The sequence below is a fragment of the Agromyces salentinus genome (assembly GCF_009749395.1).
GTDB classification, from domain to species: domain Bacteria; phylum Actinomycetota; class Actinomycetes; order Actinomycetales; family Microbacteriaceae; genus Agromyces; species Agromyces salentinus.
In genome coordinates this window covers 75750-95320 of record NZ_WBIR01000019.1, presented here as the reverse complement: position 1 = coordinate 95320, position 19571 = coordinate 75750, and the positions used below count along the sequence as shown (strand labels likewise).

Annotated in this window: 16 protein-coding genes and 1 tRNA gene; 3 read left to right on the top strand and 14 right to left on the bottom strand. The window is 71.1% G+C overall.

Translation table 11 applies throughout. The features are described from left to right. From GQQ95_RS16180 to GQQ95_RS16165, 4 genes are all read right to left on the bottom strand, one after another. Positions 1-2355 (bottom strand): transglycosylase domain-containing protein (locus GQQ95_RS16180; protein WP_170297100.1); only part of this gene is annotated, 2355 nt, incomplete at its 3' end. A 221-nt stretch (positions 2356-2576) separates the two neighbouring features. Beyond that, positions 2577-2648, bottom strand: a tRNA-Gln gene (locus tag GQQ95_RS16175). A gap of 147 nt (positions 2649-2795) precedes the next feature. Further along, positions 2796-4310, bottom strand: a complete 1515-nt coding sequence (gene gltX, locus GQQ95_RS16170; RefSeq protein WP_157428646.1) for a glutamate--tRNA ligase — start codon at positions 4308-4310, stop codon at positions 2796-2798. 28 nt (positions 4311-4338) lie between these two features. Continuing rightward, the gene (locus GQQ95_RS16165; protein ID WP_246205629.1) at positions 4339-5280 is read right to left on the bottom strand and encodes a LysR substrate-binding domain-containing protein; all 942 of its coding nucleotides are present in this window, start codon (positions 5278-5280) and stop codon (positions 4339-4341) included. A gap of 81 nt (positions 5281-5361) precedes the next feature. On the opposite strand from GQQ95_RS16165, the gene GQQ95_RS16160 reads away from it, so the two are divergent. Next, complete coding sequence (locus GQQ95_RS16160; RefSeq protein ID WP_157428644.1) at positions 5362-6396, top strand: aminotransferase class V-fold PLP-dependent enzyme; 1035 nt, start codon at positions 5362-5364, stop codon at positions 6394-6396. 26 nt (positions 6397-6422) lie between these two features. Here the strand turns inward: GQQ95_RS16160 and GQQ95_RS16155 are convergent, their stop codons facing one another. Genes GQQ95_RS16155 through GQQ95_RS16140 form a run of 4 tightly spaced genes read right to left on the bottom strand, consistent with a single transcriptional unit; the run spans position 6423 to position 9911 of the window. Beyond that, positions 6423-7193 carry a fumarylacetoacetate hydrolase family protein gene (locus GQQ95_RS16155; RefSeq protein WP_157428643.1) on the bottom strand — a complete coding sequence of 257 codons (771 nt, stop codon included), beginning with the start codon at positions 7191-7193 and terminating at the stop codon, positions 6423-6425. After that, the gene (locus GQQ95_RS16150; protein ID WP_246205624.1) at positions 7190-7714 is read right to left on the bottom strand and encodes a GNAT family acetyltransferase; all 525 of its coding nucleotides are present in this window, start codon (positions 7712-7714) and stop codon (positions 7190-7192) included. The genes GQQ95_RS16155 and GQQ95_RS16150 overlap by 4 nt, the downstream gene beginning before the upstream one ends. Beyond that, positions 7711-8826, bottom strand: a complete 1116-nt coding sequence (locus GQQ95_RS16145; RefSeq protein WP_157428642.1) for a branched-chain amino acid aminotransferase — start codon at positions 8824-8826, stop codon at positions 7711-7713. The genes GQQ95_RS16150 and GQQ95_RS16145 overlap by 4 nt, the downstream gene beginning before the upstream one ends. Positions 8827-8849: 23 nt before the next feature. Next, entirely contained in the window at positions 8850-9911 is a 1062-nt protein-coding gene (locus tag GQQ95_RS16140) for a 3-isopropylmalate dehydrogenase (RefSeq protein WP_157428641.1), read from the bottom strand. Between the two features lie 125 nt (positions 9912-10036). Between GQQ95_RS16140 and GQQ95_RS16135 the strand changes: the two genes are divergently transcribed. Next, positions 10037-10297 carry a DUF6458 family protein gene (locus tag GQQ95_RS16135; RefSeq protein WP_157428640.1) on the top strand — a complete coding sequence of 87 codons (261 nt, stop codon included), beginning with the start codon at positions 10037-10039 and terminating at the stop codon, positions 10295-10297. 91 nt (positions 10298-10388) lie between these two features. Here GQQ95_RS16135 and GQQ95_RS16130 read toward each other — a convergent pair whose 3' ends face one another. Next, a complete protein-coding gene (locus GQQ95_RS16130; RefSeq protein WP_157428639.1) occupies positions 10389-11966 on the bottom strand; it encodes an MFS transporter in 1578 nt (525 codons plus the stop codon). Positions 11967-12082: 116 nt separating this feature from the next. Here GQQ95_RS16130 and GQQ95_RS16125 point away from each other — a divergent pair, with 116 nt between their 5' ends. Then, positions 12083-12697 carry a TetR/AcrR family transcriptional regulator gene (locus GQQ95_RS16125; RefSeq protein ID WP_157428638.1) on the top strand — a complete coding sequence of 205 codons (615 nt, stop codon included), beginning with the start codon at positions 12083-12085 and terminating at the stop codon, positions 12695-12697. Positions 12698-12759: 62 nt separating this feature from the next. Here GQQ95_RS16125 and serA read toward each other — a convergent pair whose 3' ends face one another. From serA to GQQ95_RS16100, 5 genes are all read right to left on the bottom strand, one after another. Then, a complete protein-coding gene (serA, locus tag GQQ95_RS16120) occupies positions 12760-14349 on the bottom strand; it encodes a phosphoglycerate dehydrogenase (protein ID WP_157428637.1) in 1590 nt (529 codons plus the stop codon). 172 nt (positions 14350-14521) lie between these two features. After that, positions 14522-14917, bottom strand: coding sequence for a hypothetical protein (locus GQQ95_RS16115; protein WP_157428636.1), 396 nt, complete (start codon positions 14915-14917; stop codon positions 14522-14524). Beyond that, positions 14914-15417 carry a DNA polymerase III subunit gamma/tau gene (locus GQQ95_RS16110; protein ID WP_157428635.1) on the bottom strand — a complete coding sequence of 168 codons (504 nt, stop codon included), beginning with the start codon at positions 15415-15417 and terminating at the stop codon, positions 14914-14916. The genes GQQ95_RS16115 and GQQ95_RS16110 overlap by 4 nt, the downstream gene beginning before the upstream one ends. Before the next feature lie 23 nt (positions 15418-15440). Continuing rightward, positions 15441-16181, bottom strand: coding sequence for a copper homeostasis protein CutC (locus tag GQQ95_RS16105; RefSeq protein ID WP_212275519.1), 741 nt, complete (start codon positions 16179-16181; stop codon positions 15441-15443). A gap of 9 nt (positions 16182-16190) precedes the next feature. Further along, positions 16191-19523: a lamin tail domain-containing protein gene (locus GQQ95_RS16100; RefSeq protein WP_170297099.1), complete on the bottom strand. Its 3333-nt coding sequence runs from the start codon at positions 19521-19523 to the stop codon at positions 16191-16193. Positions 19524-19571: the final 48 nt, after the last annotated feature.

Below are 19571 nucleotides of genomic sequence, written 5' to 3'. Positions count from 1 at the left end.
GGGCGGCGGGGGGCCGTCGGCCGGCGGCGGGGCGGGAGGCGCGGGGGCCGGCGCGGGCGGAGGCGGCGGCGGCGGTGCCACCGGCGTGAGCGGGACGTCATTGAACGGCGTCGGGGAGGTCAGCGGGGCGACCGGCCCGGGCCCGGCCATCGAGAACTCTCCCCCGCCGTACTTCAGTGACGCGGCGGACATGACCATGGGCCACATCCGGTGCCGCGCGGTGGCCGCCTCGCCGGTCGCGAAGTTGAGGCCGCGCTGGTTGGCGTCGCCGTTGACGCTCACGACGGCCACCGCGGTGGCCACCTCGGTGGACGCGCCGACCATCCAGGTGTCCTTCGCGCCGTCGGTCGTACCGGTCTTGCCGATGAGCGGCACCGACGGGAACGTGTTGTTGTTCGACGTCTGCCCCGTGCCCGAGGTCATCACGCGCGACATCGCGTAGTGCATCGCCCCCGCCACCTCGGGAGTCACGGCCGCCGCGCACTCGGACTTCGGCGGCGGGATCTCCTCGCCGTCGATGCCGACGATGCGATCGATCGCGACCGGGGTGCACGCCACCCCGTCGTTCGCGATGCCCGCGAATGCCACGGCCATGCTCAGCGGAGCGACCTCGTTGATGCCGAGGACCGCCGACGGGAACTGCACCAGCGGGTCGCCGTCGGCCCGGTGCACCCCGAATGCGCGGGCCTTGTTCGCGATGCCGCACTGGTCGAGGAGCTTCGCCATGCCCATGAAGCCCGTGTTGATCGACCCGATCGTCGACTCGAGCGCGCTGTAGTTGCCGCCGGCCTCGTTGCTGTCGTTGCGGGGATTCCAGCCCGGGTCGGCGTACTGGGTTCCGAGGCAGCTGTCGTTGAAGGCGCCCCAGTTGCTCTTGCGCGTCGAGTTGACCCGCTCGGTGAGCGCGTGCCCGGTGGCGAGCCATTCGGCGAGCGTGAAGACCTTGTACGAGGACCCCGGCTGGAACCCGCTCGACCCGCCGTAGTCGTAATCGGTGTTGTAGTTGATGCCCGAGTAGTTCGGATTGCCGTTCACGACGGCCGGGTCCTGGCTGTAGACCTTGTTCTGCGCCATCGCGAGGACCCGGCCCGTGCCCACCTCGACACTGGAGATCACGCCTCCGACGTCCCACCCTGGGTAGGTCGACGGGACGTGCTGGGTGAGCGCGAGCTCCGCGTGATACTGCAGGTCGAGATCGAGCGTCGTGTACACCTGGTATCCGCCGCGGCGGAAGTTCAGCATGCGCTCCTCGTCGTCGTCGCCGAACGTCGGGTCCTTCTGCAGGATGTGCTTGACGTAGTCGCAGAAGTACGCGGAGCCTCCGGCGGTCTGGCACCCCGTGCTCGGCTCGGTGATCACGGGCTCGACCGGCGTCGCGATGGCGGCCTCGTACTGCTCGGCGGTGATCTTCTTCTCGAGCATCATGTGCCTGAGGAGGTAGTCGCGCCGGTCGCGGTTCGCGGCGTACCCGTTCTCGGCGCCGTTGGTCTCGCTCTCGGGCTTGTCGAGCTGGAACTTCACCGGATTGTTGACGATCGCCACGAGCGAGGCGGCCTGCGGGAGCGTGACGTCCTTCGCGCTCGTGCTGAAGTAGTAGTTCGCCGCGGCCTCGATCCCGTACACGGTTCCGCCGAATCCGGCGATGTTGAGGTACCCGAGCAGGATGTCGTTCTTGGCGTACCGCTTCTCGACCCCGATCGCGAGGCGCATCTCCTTGAGCTTGCGGTCGATGCTCGTCTCAGTCGCCGAGTCGTAGCAGGCGAGCCGCTCCTCCTCGACCAGTGCGAAGCGTTCATCGCCGGTCAGGGCGGCGATCTCGTCCTCCGTCATGCCTTCGAGGGCGACCTTGTCCGCGTCGCGCTCGCACTGCTGCACCCTGACGTTCTTCACGTACTGCTGCGCGATGGAGGAACCGCCCTGCGTGGCCCTCCCGGCTGCCGTGGTGAGCGCAGCACGGATGGTGCCCTGCAGGTCGACCCCGCCGTGGTCGTAGAAGCGCGGGTCCTCGCCCGCCACGGTCGCATCCTTCACGAACGTGCTGACCTCGTTCCAGCCGACCTCGACGCGGTTCTGGTCGTAGAAGGAGGCCAGGAGCACGGGCTTGCCGTCGGACTGGGTCGCGTAGATGTTGCTCTTCTGCGAGAGCTCGCCGATCTTGAGGTATCCCGGAAGTCGCTCGAACATGTCGATCGTCCCGGACGCGGCCATGCCCACCGTGGCGAGGGCGGGAGTCACGCCCACGACGATCAGCGCGGCGGCCATCGCACTCGCCAGGATCAGCCCGAGGAACCCGCCGAGCACACCGAACGCCGTCCGGTTCTCGGCGAAGTCGCGACTGCGTTTGTTGCGTTCCATTCCGGCCCAATCCCTCACCAGCTGGACCACTCGTCCGGTAGGGCGGACGACGATGGTCATCTCCAATCGAACCGCAGGCCGGCGGCCGTGTCCAGTACCTCGGGTCGGCGCGCCGCGCGCAGGACCCGGCGCATCGATGCCGAACACCGCCGCGCGCGGGATATCCGGCCGGAAACGACGAAAGACCCGGAGGACCGGGCCTTTTCATCTTGTCGTGCTTGCTGGGGTACCTGGACTCGAACCAAGAACAACGGAACCAGAAACCGCCGTGTTGCCAATTACACCATACCCCAATGACCCGAAACCGGAGTTCCGCGCCGACATACGACTCTAGCCTATCGATCGAGCACGTCCAAACCGAGACGGCCTCGGTTCGCGATCAGACTGGTCGAACGATGACGGATGCCGCGGCGCGAGCACGCGGCATCCGTCAGCGAGGCTCAGCCGACCTGCGCCGCCAGCTTGTCGACGCGCTCGAGCGAGTCGACCTTGCCGAGGATCTGCATCGACTCGAACAACGGCGGCGAGATGCGACGCCCCGAGATGGCCGTGCGGACGGGGCCGAATGCCACGCGGGGCTTCAGTCCGAGGCCGTCGATCAGCGCGGCGCGCAGGGCCTGCTCGATCTGGTCGTGCGTCCACTCCTCGGCGGGGAGGCGGTCGAGCGCGTCGCGCGACGCCGCGAGGACGGCGGCCGTGTCGGCCGGCAGTGCCTTCAGCGCGTCCTCCTCGTACACGAGCCCCGCGGCATCCGTGAACAGGAAGCCCAGCATGCCGGGTGCCTCGCCGAGCAGGCCGATGCGCTCCTGGACAAGGGGCGCCGCCTCGGCCAGGATCGCCTCGTCGCCGGGCGTCAGCGGGCTGGAGAGCACGCCGGCGGCCTCGAGGTACGGGACGGTGCGGGCGGCGAAGTCGGCCGGCGCGAGGAGGCGGATGTGGTCGCCGTTGATCGACTCGGCCTTCTTCTGGTCGAACCGCGCCGGGTTGGGGTTCACGTTCACCACGTCGAACGCGGCGACGAACTCCTCGCGGCTGAACACGTCGCGGTCGGCCGAGAAGCCCCATCCGAGCAGGGCGAGGTAGTTCACCAGGCCCTCGGGGATGAAGCCGCGGTCGCGGTGGTGGAACAGGTTCGACTCGGGGTCGCGCTTGCTGAGCTTCTTATTGCCCTCCCCCATGACGTAGGGAAGGTGGCCGAAGCGCGGCACGAACGTGGTCACGCCGATGTCGATGAGCGCGTGGTAGAGCGCGATCTGCCGCGGCGTCGAGCTCAGGATGTCCTCGCCGCGCAGGACGTGGGTGATGCCCATGAGCGCGTCGTCGACCGGGTTCACGAGCGTGTACAGCGGGGCGCCGTTCGGCCGCACGAGCACGAAGTCGATGGTCGAGCCCACCGGGAAATCGATGCGCCCGCGGACGAGGTCGTCGAACCCGAGGTCGACCTCGGGCACGCGCAGGCGGAGCGCGGGCTCGCGCCCCTCGGCGCGGAACGCGGCCTTCTGCTCGTCCGTGAGGTCGCGATCGAAGTTGTCGTACCCGAGCTGCTTCGGGCGACCGTTGGCCGCGTTGCGCGCGTCGATCTCCTCGGCCGTCGAGAAGGACTCGTAGAGGTGACCGGCCGCCTTCAGCCTGGCGATGACGTCCTGGTAGATCCCGCTGCGCTGCGACTGGCGGTACGGCTCGCTCGGACCGCCCTTGCCGATGCCCTCGTCCCAGTCGAGCCCGAGCCACGTGAGCGCGTCGATGATCTGCTCGAAGCTCTCCTCGCTGTCGCGGGCGGCGTCGGTGTCCTCGATTCGGAACACGAACGTGCCGCCGGTGTGGCGGGCGTAGGCCCAGTTGAAGAGGGCCGTGCGAACGAGGCCGACGTGCGGCGTACCGGTGGGCGACGGGCAGAAGCGAACGCGGACGTCGCTGCCGGTGGCCGTGGTCGTGGGGTGGGTTGTCTCAGACATCCCCCCAATCGTACCGAGGGGGTCGGAGCTACTGCGGCGCCAGCGCCTCGAGCACGGCGACGGCGGCGGCCACGGCCGGCACCCGCACTCCCCCGCGAGCCGTGACGAGGTGCAGCGAGCGGACGTCGGCGCCCGTCGTGGGCCTCGTGACGACGCCGGGATGCCGCGGCGAGGCCGCGAGCGCGAGGTCGGGCAGCAGCGCGACCCCGAGGCCCTGCGCCACCATCGACTCGACGGCGACGAAGTTGTCGGTCTCGAAGCCGATGCGCGGGCGGAACCCGGCCCTCATGGTCAGCTCGAGCAGGTGCCCGCGGCAGCTGGGACAGCCCGCGATCCACGGGTCGTCGGCGAGTGCGGCGAGGTCGACGGTCTCGGATGCCGCCGCCGGATGGGTCTCCGGCAGCACCAGCCTGATGCCCTCGGCGCCGATGGATCGCACGTCCAGGCCTCTCGCGCTCTCGGTGTGCGGGTCGTCCCGGTCGCCGGGGTAGCTGAACGTGATGGCGAGATCTGCCCGGTCGGCGCGCACCGCGGCCACCGCCTCAGGCGGCTCGGCCTCGACGTAGGTCACGGTGACCCCCGGATGCCGCGCGGCGAGCCCGGCGATGAGCTTCGGCACGAGCGTGGCCGACGCGGAGGGGAAGGCGACCAGGCGGACCCGCCCGGCCCGAAGACCGCGGATCTCGAAGAGCTCCCCGGCCGCCGCCTCGAGCGTCGTCGCGACGGCGTTCGCATGCCGGGCGAGCACCCGGCCGGACTCGGTCAGGCGGATGCCGCGCCCGGCCCGCTCGACCAGCGCGATGCCGGTCCGCTGCTCGAACCGGCGCAGCTGCTGGCTCACGGCGGGCTGGCTGTAGCCGAGCGATGCCGCCGCCGCGGTCAGCGACCCGTGCTCGCGGATGCGCCCGACCACGCGGACCGTCTGCAGGTCGAGCGCGTCGGCGAGGGCTTCGATGGAGGCATCGGACATGCTCGAATCATAACTTCGCAGCATGCATTCGATTGCACAGTTGCCGTTGTGCAATATGCCGTCGCAACGGAGGCTGGACGCATGCACCGAGAGCGCGCTCGATACCCCTCCGGCCGCGGCTACCTGGCCGCGTGCACGCTCGGCCTGCCCGCCGACGTCACGCGCGCCGCCGTCCGACGCGACCTCGACGCCTGGGCTTCGGGCAGGGCGAGCGCGCCCGCGTACTCCGCCTCGCTCGAACGCGCCCGCGGGCACGCCTCGACCCTCCTCGGCGCCCGCCCCGAGCAGGTCGCCACCGGGTCCCAGGCCTCGGTCTTCACCGCCCTGGCCGCGGCCTCCGCACCACGGGCCGCCGAGGTGCTCTGCGTGGACGGCGACTTCTCCTCCATCGTCGCGCCGTTCCTCGCCGGGGGCGACCTGCGCGTACGCCATGTTCCCCTGCACGCCCTCGCCGACGAGATCGGGCCGTCGACCTGGCTCGTCTCGACGTCGCTCGTGCAGTCCGCGACCGGTGAGGTCCTCGACGCGGCGAGCGTGTCATCGGCGGCTCACGACGCCGGAGCGCTTCTGCTGCTCGACACCACCCAGGCGACCGGCTGGATGCCGACCACCGACCTCGAGGCCGACCTCATCCTCTGCCATGCCTACAAGTGGCTCGGCGCCCCGCGCGGCGCCGCGTTCGCCGCATTCTCCGACCGCGCCCTCGCGGAGTTCACGCCGATCACCGCCGGGTGGTACTCCGGCGCCGACCCGTGGACCTCCTGCTACGGACCCGACCTGCACCTCGCCGCGGATGCCACGCGCTTCGACGTCTCCCCCGCCTGGCACGCCTGGGCCGGGGCCGAAGCCGCCCTCGGGCTCGCCGCCTCGCTCGACATGGCCGGGGTCCAGGCGCACGACGTGGGCCTCGCGAACGCCTTCCGAGAGCGGCTCGCGATTGCGGCATCCGACAGCGCGATCGTGACGTGGACCGATGCCGACGGAGGCGACCTCGCGGCACTCTCGGCCGCCGGGATCACCGCGTCGGGTCGCGCCGGTCGCGCTCGCGTCGCCTTCCACGTCTGGAACGACGAGGAGGACGTCGAGCTCGCCGTACGCGCGCTGCGACGGGGGTGAGCTGCGGGCCGGACCGGCCCGACCCGCTACATGCGACGCGCGGTATTGGTGAGGGTGCCGAGGCCGGAGACCGTCACCTCGACGACGTCGCCGTCGCCGAGCGGCCCGACACCGGCCGGCGTACCCGTGAGGATCACGTCGCCCGGCAGCAGCGTGAACACGCTCGACGCGTAGGCGATGATCGCCGGGATCGAGTGCACCATGTCGGACAACGGCGCCTGCTGGCGGACCTCGCCGTTCACTCGCGTCTGGATGATGCCCTCCGCGAGGTCGAGCTCGGTGTCGATGACCGGCCCGAGGGGGCAGAAGGTGTCGAAGCCCTTGGCCCGCGACCACTGCCCATCGCGACGTTGCAGGTCTCGGGCCGTCACGTCGTTCGCGACCGTGTAGCCGAAGATCACGCTCGCGGCATCGGCCTCGGCGACGTTCTTCGCGACACGGCCGATGACCACCGCGAGCTCGCCCTCGTGCTCGACCTGCTCGCTCTGCGGCGGCAGCACGATGATGTCGGCCGTGCCGATGACCGAGGTGTTCGGCTTCAGGAAGAGGAGCGGCTCGGCCGGCGCCTCGCCGCCCATCTCGGCAGCGTGATCGCGATAGTTCTTGCCGACGGCGACCACCTTCGACCGCGGGATCACCGGAGCGAGGAGGGTCGCGTCAGCGAGCGGGACACGCTGGCCCGTGGGCTCGTAGCCCGCGAACATGGGGTCCGCCTTCAGGACGACGAGCTCGTCCTCCTCCTCGTCGAGGATGCCGAAGGAGATGGACTCACCGTGTGAGAAGCGCGCGATCTTCATGGCTTCAGCGTATCCGGGTCACGATCCGGGCGCGGCGCCTGCGCCTCGACGACCGGGAGATCCGGGATCAGGCGCTTTCCGAGGCTCGTCACCTCGTCGACCTGGTAGCCGAGTCGCCGATAGAACTCGATCACGGCGGCGTTGGACGAACGCACCTGCAGGTTCAGCTTCGGGCAGCCGCGTTCGGCGAGCAGTCGCTCGGCTTCGGCCATGAGCAGCGCGCCGAGGCCGCCGCCTCGCCGTTCGGGCGTCACGGCGAGGTAGTTCACCCATCCGCGATGACCGTCGAAGCCGGCCATCGCCGTGCCGACGGGCACTCCGTCGGCCTCGGCGACCAGGAACAGCTCCGGCTGCACGGCGAGCTTGCGTTCGATGTCGAGGTGGGGGTCGTTCCACGGCACGACGAGGCCCGACTCGCGCCACAGTGCGACGACCGCCTCGGCATCTGCCCGCACGAACGGGCGGATGTGCGCGGCGTCGGCCGCGGCATCCGCCCCCGTCAGGTGCTCGGCCGCGCTCACGCGTCGAGGCGCAGCATCCAACCGTGGCGGTCCTCACGACGGCCGTACTGGATGTCGGTGAGCTCCTCGCGGAGCGACAGCGCGAGGGCGGATGCCTCGGGGTGCGCGTGCACGATCTCGAAATCGTCGGCGAGCAGTCGACCGATCGGCACGACCACGGCGGCCGTGCCGCACGCGAACGCGCCCACGATCTCGCCGGACTCGACGCCGGCACGCCACTCGTCGATCGGGACGTGGCGGCGCTCCACGGCGTGCCCCCGGTCGGCCGCGAGCTGCAGGATGGAGTCGCGCGTGATGCCCTCGAGGATCGAGTCGGACTCGGGCGTGACCAGCGTGCCATTGCGCGTGACGAGGACGACGTTCATGCCGCCGAGCTCCTCGAGGTTACCGTCGTCGTCGAGGAAGGCCACCTGCTGGCAGCCCTTCTCGTACGCCTCGGCCTGCGGAAGCAGGCTCGACGCGTAGTTGCCGCCCGTCTTGGCCGCTCCGGTGCCGCCCTTGCCTGCGCGCGCGTAGTTCGTCGACAGCCAGATGTTCACCGGTGCCACGCCGCCCGGGAAGTAGGCGGCCGCCGGGCTCGCGATCACGTAGTAGGCGACCTTCTTCGCGGGACGCACGCCGAGGAACGCCTCCTTGGCGAACATGAACGGCCGCAGGTACAGGCTGGTCTCCGGTGCGCCTGGCACCCACTCGGCGTCGACCTCGATGAGCTTCTTCAACGACTCGATGAAGATCTCGCTGGGCAGCTCGGGGAGCGCGAGGCGGCGGGCCGAGCGCTGCATGCGCGCGGCGTTCTCGTACGGACGGAACGTTCGGATCGACCCGTCGGCATGCCGGTAGGCCTTCATGCCCTCGAAGATCTCCTGCGCGTAGTGCAGGACCGCGGCCGCCGGGTCGAGGGAGATCGGGCCGTAGGGCGTCACGCGCGGGCGGTGCCATCCGCCCTTCTCGGACCAGCAGACGTCGACCATGTGGTCGGTGAAGTGGTTGCCGAAGCCGGGATCCGCCAGGACCGCCTCACGCTCGGCCGGCGACTTCGCCTGCTCGTTGCGGACGGTCTGCCAGATGAGTCCGGCGGGTGAGGGGGCCTGGAGCGGAAGGTTGACGGTCATGATGTGCCCTTCGGTACGAGGAATCAGTCGTGTGAGCCGATGCGTGCGGCGATCGCGTCGCCGACCTCGGAGGTCGAGCGGACCCGATCACCGCGGTCGGCGATGTCGGCGGCGATCGCCCGCTCGATCGAGGCCGCGGCATCCGGCTCGCCGAGGTGGCGGAGCAGGAGCGCGACCGAGCCGATGGCGGCGGTGGGATCGGCGATGCCCTTCCCGGCGATGTCGGGTGCGGAACCGTGAACCGGCTCGAACATGCTGGGGAATCGTCCGTCGGGGTTGATGTTGCCCGAGGCTGCGAGGCCGATGCCGCCGCTGATAGCGCCGGCCAGATCGGTGAGGATGTCGCCGAAGAGGTTGTCCGTGACGATGACGTCGAATCTAGCAGGATCCGTGACGAGGAAGATCGTCGCCGCGTCGACGTGGAGGTAGTCGACGCTCACATCGGGGTGCTCGGCGGCGACGGCGTCGACCGTGCGCTTCCAGAGCGAGCCGGCGAAGACGAGCACGTTCGTCTTGTGCACCAGGGTGAGCCGCTTGCGGGGGCGCTCGGATGCCGCGGCGAACGCATACCGCACGACGCGCTCGACGCCGTAGGCGGTGTTCACCGAGACCTCGTTCGCGACCTCGGCCGGGGTTCCGACACGGATCGCACCGCCGTTGCCGACGTAGGGTCCCTCGGTTCCTTCACGGACGACGACGAAGTCCACCTCGCCCGGGCTGGCGAGCGGGCTCGCGACGCCGGCGTGCAGCACCGTCGGGCGGAGGTTCACGTAGTGGTCGAGCTCGAAGCGAAGCTTGAGGAGCAGCCCGCGCTCGATGTTCGCGCCGACGAGTCGCGGGTCGCCCGGCACGCCGCCGACGGCGCCGAGGAGGATCGCGTCATGCCCCTTGATGGCGTCGAGGTCGTCGTCGGTCAGCACGTCGCCGGTCTCGAGGTACCTCGCCGCGCCGAGCGAGAACGGCGTCTGCTCGAACACGAGGCCGGTGCCGACGGTGGCTGCGTCGAGGACCTTCAGCGCCTCGCCCACCACCTCCGGACCGATCCCGTCACCGGGGATGACTGCGAGCCTGACCGTGCGTACCATGAACGTCCCTTCGTGCGCCAGCCCTCCCAGCGTAGTGGCTGGCGGAGCTAGCCTGACCGTGTGCGGGGCAGGACCCCGCCGCCGTCGGACGCGGCATCCGACCGCCCGACCTTTGGAGGTACCACATGAGTCTCGGACTCGGAATCGTCCTGTTCGTGATCGGCGCCATCCTGGCCTTCGCACTGCAGGTCACCGTCGATTGGCTCGACCTGCAACTGGTCGGCTACATCCTCATGGCCGCCGGGGCCGTGGTCGTCATCCTCAGCCTGGTGCTGATGGCCCGACGCCGCCGCACCGTGGCCACCAGCCAGACCTCGGTCGACCCGTCGACCGGCAACCGCGTCACGCGGAGCGAGCAGTCGCGGCCCGGTCCCGAGGAACTCTGACCCCACACGATCGACCGAGCCCGTCCGATGCCGAAACGGCACGGACGGGCTCAGTCGTGTCGGGGCGGCTGCTCCAGCCCGATGGCGCGGCTCAGTGCTCGGCCGGGGCGGCCGTCGGCTGGGGGTTGCGGAGCAGCACGGCCGCGATGACGGCTGCGGCGACCATGAGCGCCACGCCGATGAGCGAGGTCACCACCACGCCGCCGTCGAAGGCGGCCGCCGCCGATGCGAGCAGCTGGTCGGCGACGCCGGCGGGGAGGTCGGCGGCGACGGCGGTCGTGCCCGCGAGGGTCTCGCGCGCGGCATCCGCCTGGTCCGTCGTGAGCGACGCGGGCAGCACGATCGACGCCCGGTAGTGGGCGGCGAGGATGCTCCCGAGCACGGCCGTGCCGAGCACCGCGCCAAGCTCGTAGGCCGTCTCCGACACCGCTGACGCCGCACCCGCCTTCGCGGGCGGCGCGCTGGAGAGGATGAGCTCGTTCGAGACCGTCTCCGCGGCGCCGATGCCGACTCCGAGCAGCACGAACGCGACGACGATCGGGGCGATCGACTCCGCGTCCGTCATGAGCGCGATGACGAGGTAGCCGAGGCCCGAGAGGGCGAGCGCCGCGGGGACGAGCACGCGCGGGCGCACCCGGCGTGCGATGGGCACGACCACGAGGCCGGCGATGATCATCGCCACGAGGCCGGGGACCAGCGCGACGCCCGCCTCGACGGGGCTGAGCCCGGCGATCAGCTGGAGGTGCTGCGAGACGAAGTAGAGGAAGCCCACGAGCGCGATGACGCTGAACAGGTTCACGAGCACCGCGCCGCCGAAGGAGCCCTTCGTGAAGAGTCGGACGTCGAGCATCGGCGAAGCGCTGCGCAGCTGCCGGCGCACGAACCAGACCGCGCAGAACAGTCCGAGCACGATCGCCTGCACGCCGAAGCCGGCCAGCCCCTCGGTCGCGATGGACTTGATGCCGAACACGATCGGCACCATGGCCGCGAGGGAGAGCAGGATGCTCGGCACGTCGATCGCCCCGGGTGCCGGATCCCGGCTCTCGGGGATCAGCAGCGGCACGAGCACGATGAGCGGCACGAGCACGGGCACGGCGAGCAGGAACACCGAGCCCCACGCGAAGTGCTCGAGCAGCACGCCGCCGACGATCGGTCCGAGGGCGCTGCCGGCGGCGAAGCCGGTCGCCCAGATCGCGATCGCGAGTCGGCGCTGCTCGCGATCGGCGAAGATGGTGCGCAGCAGCGACAGGGTCGACGGCATGAGCATGGCGCCGAAGAACCCGAGCGCCGCCCGTGCGGCGATGAGCGCCTCGGCCGTCGGCGCGAACGCCGCGCCGATCGAGATCACCGCGAAGCCGACCGACCCGATGAGCAGCATGCGACGACGGCCGAAGCGGTCGCCGGCACTGCCCATGGCCACCAGGAGACCGGCGAGGACGAGCGGGTACGCGTCGATGATCCAGAGCTGCTGAGCCGCGGTCGGCGCGAGCGCGAGCGAGATCTCGGGCAGCGCGAAACTCAGCACCGTGTTGTCGACGGACACGAGCAGCACCGGCAGCATGAGCACCGCGAGGGCGACCCACGCGCGTCGGGGCGCGCGCTCGCTGGCCGTCGGGCGGTCGGATGCTGCGGTGGTCGTTGGGGTGGCGGGGTTCGTGGTGTCGCTCATGCGTTTCGCTCGCTCTGTCAGAAGACGATTACTGTACCGTCCAGTTGGTATAGTAACAGGATGCTGCATCGCCCGCCAACGCGGGAGCCCGACCGGATCTCCGCCACAATGGAGTCATGAGCCGACCACCAGCCGCGCGAGACGCCGTGCTCGACGCGTTCGAGCGCCTCATCATCGCCGAGGGCGAGCGCGGCGCGACCATCGACGCCACGGCCCGAGCCGCCGGCGTCTCGAAGGGTGGCCTGCTCTACCATTTCGGCACTCGCGACGCCCTGATCGCCGGCCTGCTGGCCCGGCTGCACCGCCTCATCGACGACGACGTGGCCCTCATCGACACCGCACCCGAAGGTGCCGTCGCCTACTTCGTGCGGTCGTCGGTCGAGCTCGAGACCCCGCTCGACCGCACCTTCATCGCCACCGTGCGACTGGCCCAAGGCGGCGACCACGCCGCTGCCCGGGCCATCGACGACGTACGTGGCCGCTGGCTCGACGTGCTGGGCCGACACGTCGGCGACCCCACGCTCGCCCTCGCGATCACCCTCATCGGCGACGGCCTCTACTATCACGCAGCCCTCCGCGCCGAGGCCGACGCCCCGACCGACCCCGCCGACGGCGAAACGGCCGCGATCGCGGCATCCGACCCGCTCGGCCCCGCCGAGATGAACGACCTCATCGCGCTGCTCGAACGCCTTACGGCCGGCGCGCCGGCCGACAGCGACGTCCGTCCCTGAAACGACGGATGCCGCGGCCGACCGGGACCGGTCGGCCGCGGCATCCGCCACGAATCGTTCGACTACTCCGTGATGTCGACCTCGACGAAGATCTGGGCGTCGATCGCCTCGCGCACGCGATCGAGCACGTCGGTGGGAACCGGCGAGTCGACCGTGAGCACGCTGAGCGCGGAGCCGCCGGCCTCCCGACGGGCGATCTGCATGCCGGCGATGTTGATGCCGGCCTCGCCGAACTCCTGGCCGTAGACCGCGACGATGCCGGGGCGGTCGACGTACTCCATGACGATGTGCGTCGTCGCGATGGGCACCTCGAGCTCGTAGCCGTTGATGCCGACGAGCTTCTCGATCTGCTTCGTGCCGGTGAGCGTGCCGGCCACCGAGACCTGCGTGCCGTCGGCCAGCGCACCGCGCAGGGTGATGACGTTGCGGTACTCGGGGCTGTCGGCCTCGGTGATCAGGCGAACCGCGATGCCGCGCTGCTCGGCGAGAAGGGGGGCGTTGACGTAGGACACCGTCTCGCTCACGACGTTCGTGAAGACGCCCTTCAGCGCGGCGAGCTTGAGGACGCTGACGTCGTAGTCGACGAGCTCGCCCCGCACCTCGACGTCGAGGCTCGTCAGGGCGCCGTGCGCGAGCCCGGAGAAGAGCTGGCCGAGCTTCTCGACGAGCGGGATGCCCGGACGCACGTACTGGTCGATGACGCCGCCGGCGACGTTGACCGCGTCGGGCACCAGTTCGCCGGCGAGGGCGAGCCGCACCGACTTGGCGACCGAGACGCCGGCCTTCTCCTGGGCATCGTCGGTCGAGGCGCCGAGGTGCGGCGTGACGATGATGTTGGGCAGGCCAAGCAGCGGCGACTCCTTCGGCGGCTCCTGGACGAACACGTCGAGCGCGGCACCGGCGATGACGCCGTTCGCGAGTGCGTCGTGCAGGGCGTCCTCGTCGATCAGGCCGCCGCGCGCGACGTTCACGACGTACGCGGTCTTCTTCATCTTCGCGAGCTGCTCGGTGCCGATCATGCCGAGCGTCTCGGGCGTGCGCGGCATGTGGATCGTGACGAAGTCGCTCTGCTCGAGCAGCTCGTCGAGCGAGACCGTCTGCACGCCGAGCTGCTGCGCGCGAGCAGCCGTGATGTAGGGGTCGTACGCGATCACGTTCATGCCGAACGCCTGGAGTCGCGACGTGATGAGGGCGCCGATGCGGCCAAGCCCGATGATGCCGACCGTCTTCTCGTAGAGCTCGGTACCGGTGTAGGCCGACCGCTTCCACTGGCCGGCGGCCAGCGAGCTGTGCCCTGCGGGGATGTGGCGCGCGAGGCTCAGGATGTGCCCGATCGTGAGCTCCGCCGCGGAGATGATGTTCGACGTGGGGGCGTTGACGACCATCACGCCGGCGGTCGTCGCCGCCTTGACGTCGACGTTGTCGAGCCCGACGCCGGCGCGCGCGACGACACGGAGCTTCGGCGCCGCGGCGATGGCCTCGGCGTCGACCTGCGTCGCGGACCGGATGAGGATCGCCTCGGCCTCGGAGAGCGCGGAGAGCAGTGCGGCGCGGTCGGTGCCGTCGACGTTCCGGACGTCGAAGTCGGGCCCGAGGGCGTCGACGGTGGCGGGCGAGAGTTCTTCTGCGATCAGCACGACCGGCTTTGACACGAATGGTTCCTTCGGGTCTTGCGCGCACAGGGCGCTGCAGTGTGTGGGTGGGATGCGCCACACGCCATGGGGGCGCAACCCGCCCAGCCTACTTCAGCCGCAGCACCGGCTCGTGCGTATGACGGCGCACGACGGAGCACCACGGGGAGCGGGTCCGCACGCCGGGACCAGGTCAGGCGACCACGCCGCCGAGCTGCCCGAGCAGCACCGAGAGGCTGAGGAACAGCACCGCGGAGACGCAGAGTCCAGTGAAGTACAGGGCCAGGCGGCCCAGCACGCCGTACCGCCTTCCGAGCGCGAACGCCACGGCGAAGCAGGCGAGCGGTGCCACGAGGGCGGCGATCATGACGACCCATCCTGCGGTCGAGAACGTCAGCCCGAGGCCGAGCAACTGCACGATGCTCTCGACGACCTCCCACACGTCGTACGCGTAGAACACCCCGAAGACGACCGCGAGGCCCACCTCGAGCCAGAGCGGCGGTGCCGGCGCGCGGTCGGCGACGACGGCGCGGTCGCCGGATGCCTCGGAGCCGGGCCCATGGCCGGGAACGATCGGCGCGCTGCTCATGCGGTGACCCCCAGGACGAACGGCAGCGGGGCGAGCACGACGACGCCCGCGATCAACCACGCGAGGCGGATGCGTCGGCCCCGCGACCGCAGGGCGAGCGCGAACCAACACGGCGCCGCGAGCACGGCGAGCCAGAGCCCGAGCGTGTACATGGCGTCGCCGACGACACTGATGCCGGGGCTCGTCGTCCGGAGTGCGGTGATGAACCAACCGACCGCGTAGAGGAGGTAGACGCCCGCCAGGATGCCGAGCACGACGAGCTCGACCGAGCCGGTCTGCGCGCCGGTCTCGGTCTCCCGCTCATCGGCGTCGACCTGGGCGGATGCCGCGTGCCGGCCGTCCCCGTCATGGTCGGTCGTCCCGCGGGCCGCCTCCGCGCCACCGCGCTCCGCAGCGGCGGATGACGCGACCGGCTGGCCGACGGCCTTCCAGCCGGGCGCGAGCGTGGGGTCGTCGTCGCCCTCCCACCGCAGGGCGTCGTCGTCGGAGTCGCGCGTCATGGCGACCAGCCTACCGAGGGCGTTCAGGATGCCGCGCGAGCGGCGTCGAGCGCCGCCCGGACGGTCGCGGCATCCGTCTCGTCGAAGCCGTCGACGCCGCCGCCGGGCCCGCTCGCGCCGCCTCGCAGCGCACGGCCGCGAGCGGAGAGGTGGACGGCGTCGACGCCTGCCGCGGCGAGGACCGCGATGTCCTCGATGGCCACGCCGCCGCCGGCCATGATCTCGAGCCCGTCGCCGGCGTCATCGGCCATGCGGGCGAGCATCGCGAGCCCCGCCCGGCAACTCGCTCCCCCACCCGAGGTGAGCACGCGTCGGACGCCGGACCCGGCGAGTCCCCGCACCGCCTCGAACGCATCGGGCGTAGCGTCGACCACGCGATGCACGGTCACGTCGAGGCCGTCGGCGGCCTCGACGAACCGGCTGATCGCGGTGAGGTCGAGGGTCCCGGCATCCGTCGCCGCGCCGATGACCACGCCGTGGGCGCCCAGTGCTCGCGCGGTCCTGATGTCGCGGACCATCGTGTCGAGCTCATCCGCGTCGTAGACGAATCCGCCGCCACGGGGTCGTACGAGGACGTGCACGAACGCCAGAGCGGATGCCTCGGTCGCGACCGCGACCGCCGCCTCGACGAGGCCCGCCGACGGCGTCAGCCCGCCGAGCCCGAGCGCCTGGCAGAGCTCGACGCGCGCGGCGCCCTGCTCGAGCGCGATGCGCACGCCGGCGACATCCTGGACGGCGATCTCGACGGGAAGGATTCGGGTCACCCCGACACGCTACCGGTTCGCTGCGATGAGGATCTCCTCGGTGGCCACCCGCTTCGGGTACTGGAACACGACGTCGACCTCGAACGCGTCGTCCCCCGCCGTGTAGCGGTGCTGGAGCCCGTCGTCGAGGATCCGCCACGGACGCGAGTTCGTCGGGGTGCCCTCGGATCCGTCCTCCGGTCGGAACTGCTCGTAGTCGTACGGATGGCTCGCGGTGGCACCGAGCGTCGAGGAGATCGTGTCGACCGCGATCGTGCCCCCACCGAGGTCGAGCTGCAGCAGGCGCTGGAACCCGGTCGCCCGCTCCCCCGTGTGCGTGCGGAACTCCTGGTAGTCCGCGAGCAACTCGACGACGGTGTGCCCGGGCAGCCCACCGGCGTCCTCGGTCACGATCTTCCCGAGTCCGTGGAAATGTCCCGACAGCACCGCGATCACGTTGCGGTTCGGGGCGATCACGCGTTCCCACAGCTCGTCGCCGCGCGAGAGCCACCGGGACCCCGTCGAGCGGCCGGCCGCGGCATCCGCGAGCTTCGGGGTCACATGCTCGTGGGCCGAGACGATGACGTTGCGATCGGGGTGTGCGGCGACGACCTGCTCCGCCCAGGCGAGTTCCCGCTCCCCGTAGGCGTAGGGCAGCGAGAGCATGAGGAACCGGGCGCCGTCATGCTCGATCAGGCTGAAGTTCGCGCTGTTGTCGTCCCGTGCGATCGAGCCGCCGTACCATGCCGCGCCCGCGTACCGTTCTGGTCCGAAGAACTCGTTGAACAGCTCGTTCGAGGCGCCCCGCTTGTTGTCGTGGTTGCCGGGCAGCACGCTGTTCGGCACCCCGGCGTCGTCGAGTGCGGCCTGCATCGTCGAGGCGATCTCGAACTCGCGGCGGGCGCGCGACTCCTCCTGACCGGGGTCGACCCAGTTCTGCACCAGGTCGCCCGTGTGGGTCGCGAAGGCGATCTTGCGCGGAGCGGCATTGGCGGCCACCCATCCGACGACCTCGGCGTAGACCTCGGGATACGCCTCGGTGAGGTACTGCGTGTCCGTGAGGTGGCTGATGGCGAGGTCGTACCGGCCGGGGTCCTCGAACGTCCCGTCGGCGCCATGGGCGGATGCCCCGCTGCGCCGTGGCGCGCTCTGCACGAGCAGTTCGGCCTCGCCGTCGACCACTTCCGGTGCGTGCACACGCCCGGCCAGCGTGACGGCACCGCCGTCGGTCCCCGATCGCGCGTCGAGGCGGCGCCACTGCCCGCCGGCCGGATCCCAGACCGAGAGCACGAGCTCGGCCCGGCCTGCGCCGTGCCCGGTCCACGAGACGGTCGCGCCGTCGGCATCCGCGCCGCCCAGCACGAGACGCAGGTACGGGAACGCGAAGGCCTCGTCGGATGCCTCGAGCGCGCCGACGCCCGCCGTCGGATCCAGCACCGTCTCGGCATCGCCTCGATGCGCGACCAGCGCACCGCCGTCGGTGGTGCCGCGTGCCGCCTCGACGATGCTCGCCGCCCTCCTCTCCGTTGCGACCTCGAGCGCGAGCCGGTCCGCGCGGGCCGTGGCGCGGTCGGTCGACTCTGCGGCGAACCGCACCACCGGCTCCGACGCCTCGCGACGGACCTCCGCCGCCAGGCGGGCGAGCGCGCCCTCGGCCATCGACGCGGGCTCGGTCCATTCGGCACGGTCGATCTCGCCGGGTGTAGCCGCTCCCACGGCGAAGTCGGCGGCATCCGATCCGGTGAACCGGCTCCGCCGGTAGGCCTCGCCGCGAAGCCGGTCGGGCTGGAAGGTCGTGAGCGAGACGCCCTTCGTACACGGGCTCAGCCGCTCGTTCCGCACGTCCATCTCGTTCGCGAGGTAGACACCGACGCTGTCGACCCGCCGTCCCTCCCGGTCCTCGACCCAGACCCCCGTGCCGAGCAGGTCGAACGGCCGGCCGAACCGGGCATCGGCGGATTCCGCGGCATCCGTTCCCTCGAGTGCGGCCAGCCAGGTCGCGCCCGGCGCGAGCCTGGTGGGCGCCTCGATCCTCAGCAACGTCTCCTGCTCGCGGAACCCGTCGGCATCGCACTGCACGAGCCGCCATCCGCCGAGGTCGACCGTCTCTTCGCCGTAGTTGCCGAGTTCGACGAAGTTCTGCGGCGGCGTGCCCTCGATCGAGCGCGGGTCATCGGCGAGCTCGCTCACGGCGACGCCACCCTCGGACGGATAGGAGAACGCCGTGCGGAACACGCTCCGCTCGCGCACCGCATTGGCGCGACCGGGCGTTCGCGGGGCGATCACGAACTCCGCACCGGGTGTCGCCGGCTCCTCGACACGCTGCCAGGATTCGCCCGCGCGGGCGTCGAGCACCGATGCGAGCTTGCCCGTCCCGCTCTGGCAGGCGGTGTCCGGCCCATTCGAGACCGAGACCGAGTCGATCCGCCGGCCCGCGGCATCCGTCAGCAGCACGCCGAAGACGGCGTCCGCGAGGGAGGTCGCCGAGCGGGCGTCGGGTTCCGGCTCTCCGCGCGCGGGCGCGAAGCCGGGTCCGCCGAGCACGAAGCGCTCCCCCGCAGCGAGCGTGGCGCCCACGGGGAATCGATGCTGGATCGTCCCATCGGATGCCGCGCCGCTCGCCGCGCACCGGAAGACCGACCAGCCTCCGAGGTCGACCGACCCGCTCCCGGTGTTCGCGAGTTCCACGAGGTCGTCGGCGGAACCGCCCGGCCCCGCAGCAGCCACCTCGTCGATGCGAACGGATGACCCGACCGCCGGTGCGGCTCCACGAGCGACGTTGGACGCGCCCGGCGTCGCGTCTGCACGCACGAAGTCGGCCGCGACGTCACCCGTGTCGGCGACCCGCTGCCAGCTCTCGCCGAAGGTGCCGATGGACGCGAGCGACTCCGGCAGGTTGGCGCCCTCGGTGCACTCGCTCGCGACCGGCGTCGGCTCGCTCGGGTACACCCCGACCGCGTCCACCCTGACGCCGTCGGGACCCACGAGGAGCAGCCCGAACCCCGCGCGATCGAACGCCTGCGTGAACACGGCATCCGCCCGCGCTCCAGCCGGGAGCATCGCGCCGGCCTTGGCCACCGTGAACCGCGCGCCCGGTGCGAGCGTCACGTCGTCGAAGACGGCCTCCGCGCGGCCCACGTTGCTGCGCAGGCCCTCCTCGCTGCAGCGGTACACGTTCCAGCCGTGCAGGTCGACCGCCTCGTCGCCCGCATTGCGCAGCTCGAAGAAGCTGAAGGCGCCCGACCGCCCGTCGCCGTTCGCGAGCTCGTCGATGACGATGTCGCCGTGCGCGGCATCATCCCTCGTCGACGGCTCGCTCGCGAGCGCTCGCCCCGCGTCGGGTGCGACGAGTACGGCGGACATCGCGATCGCCACGCTTGCGACGACCGACCGGGCCATCGGTCGAGGGAG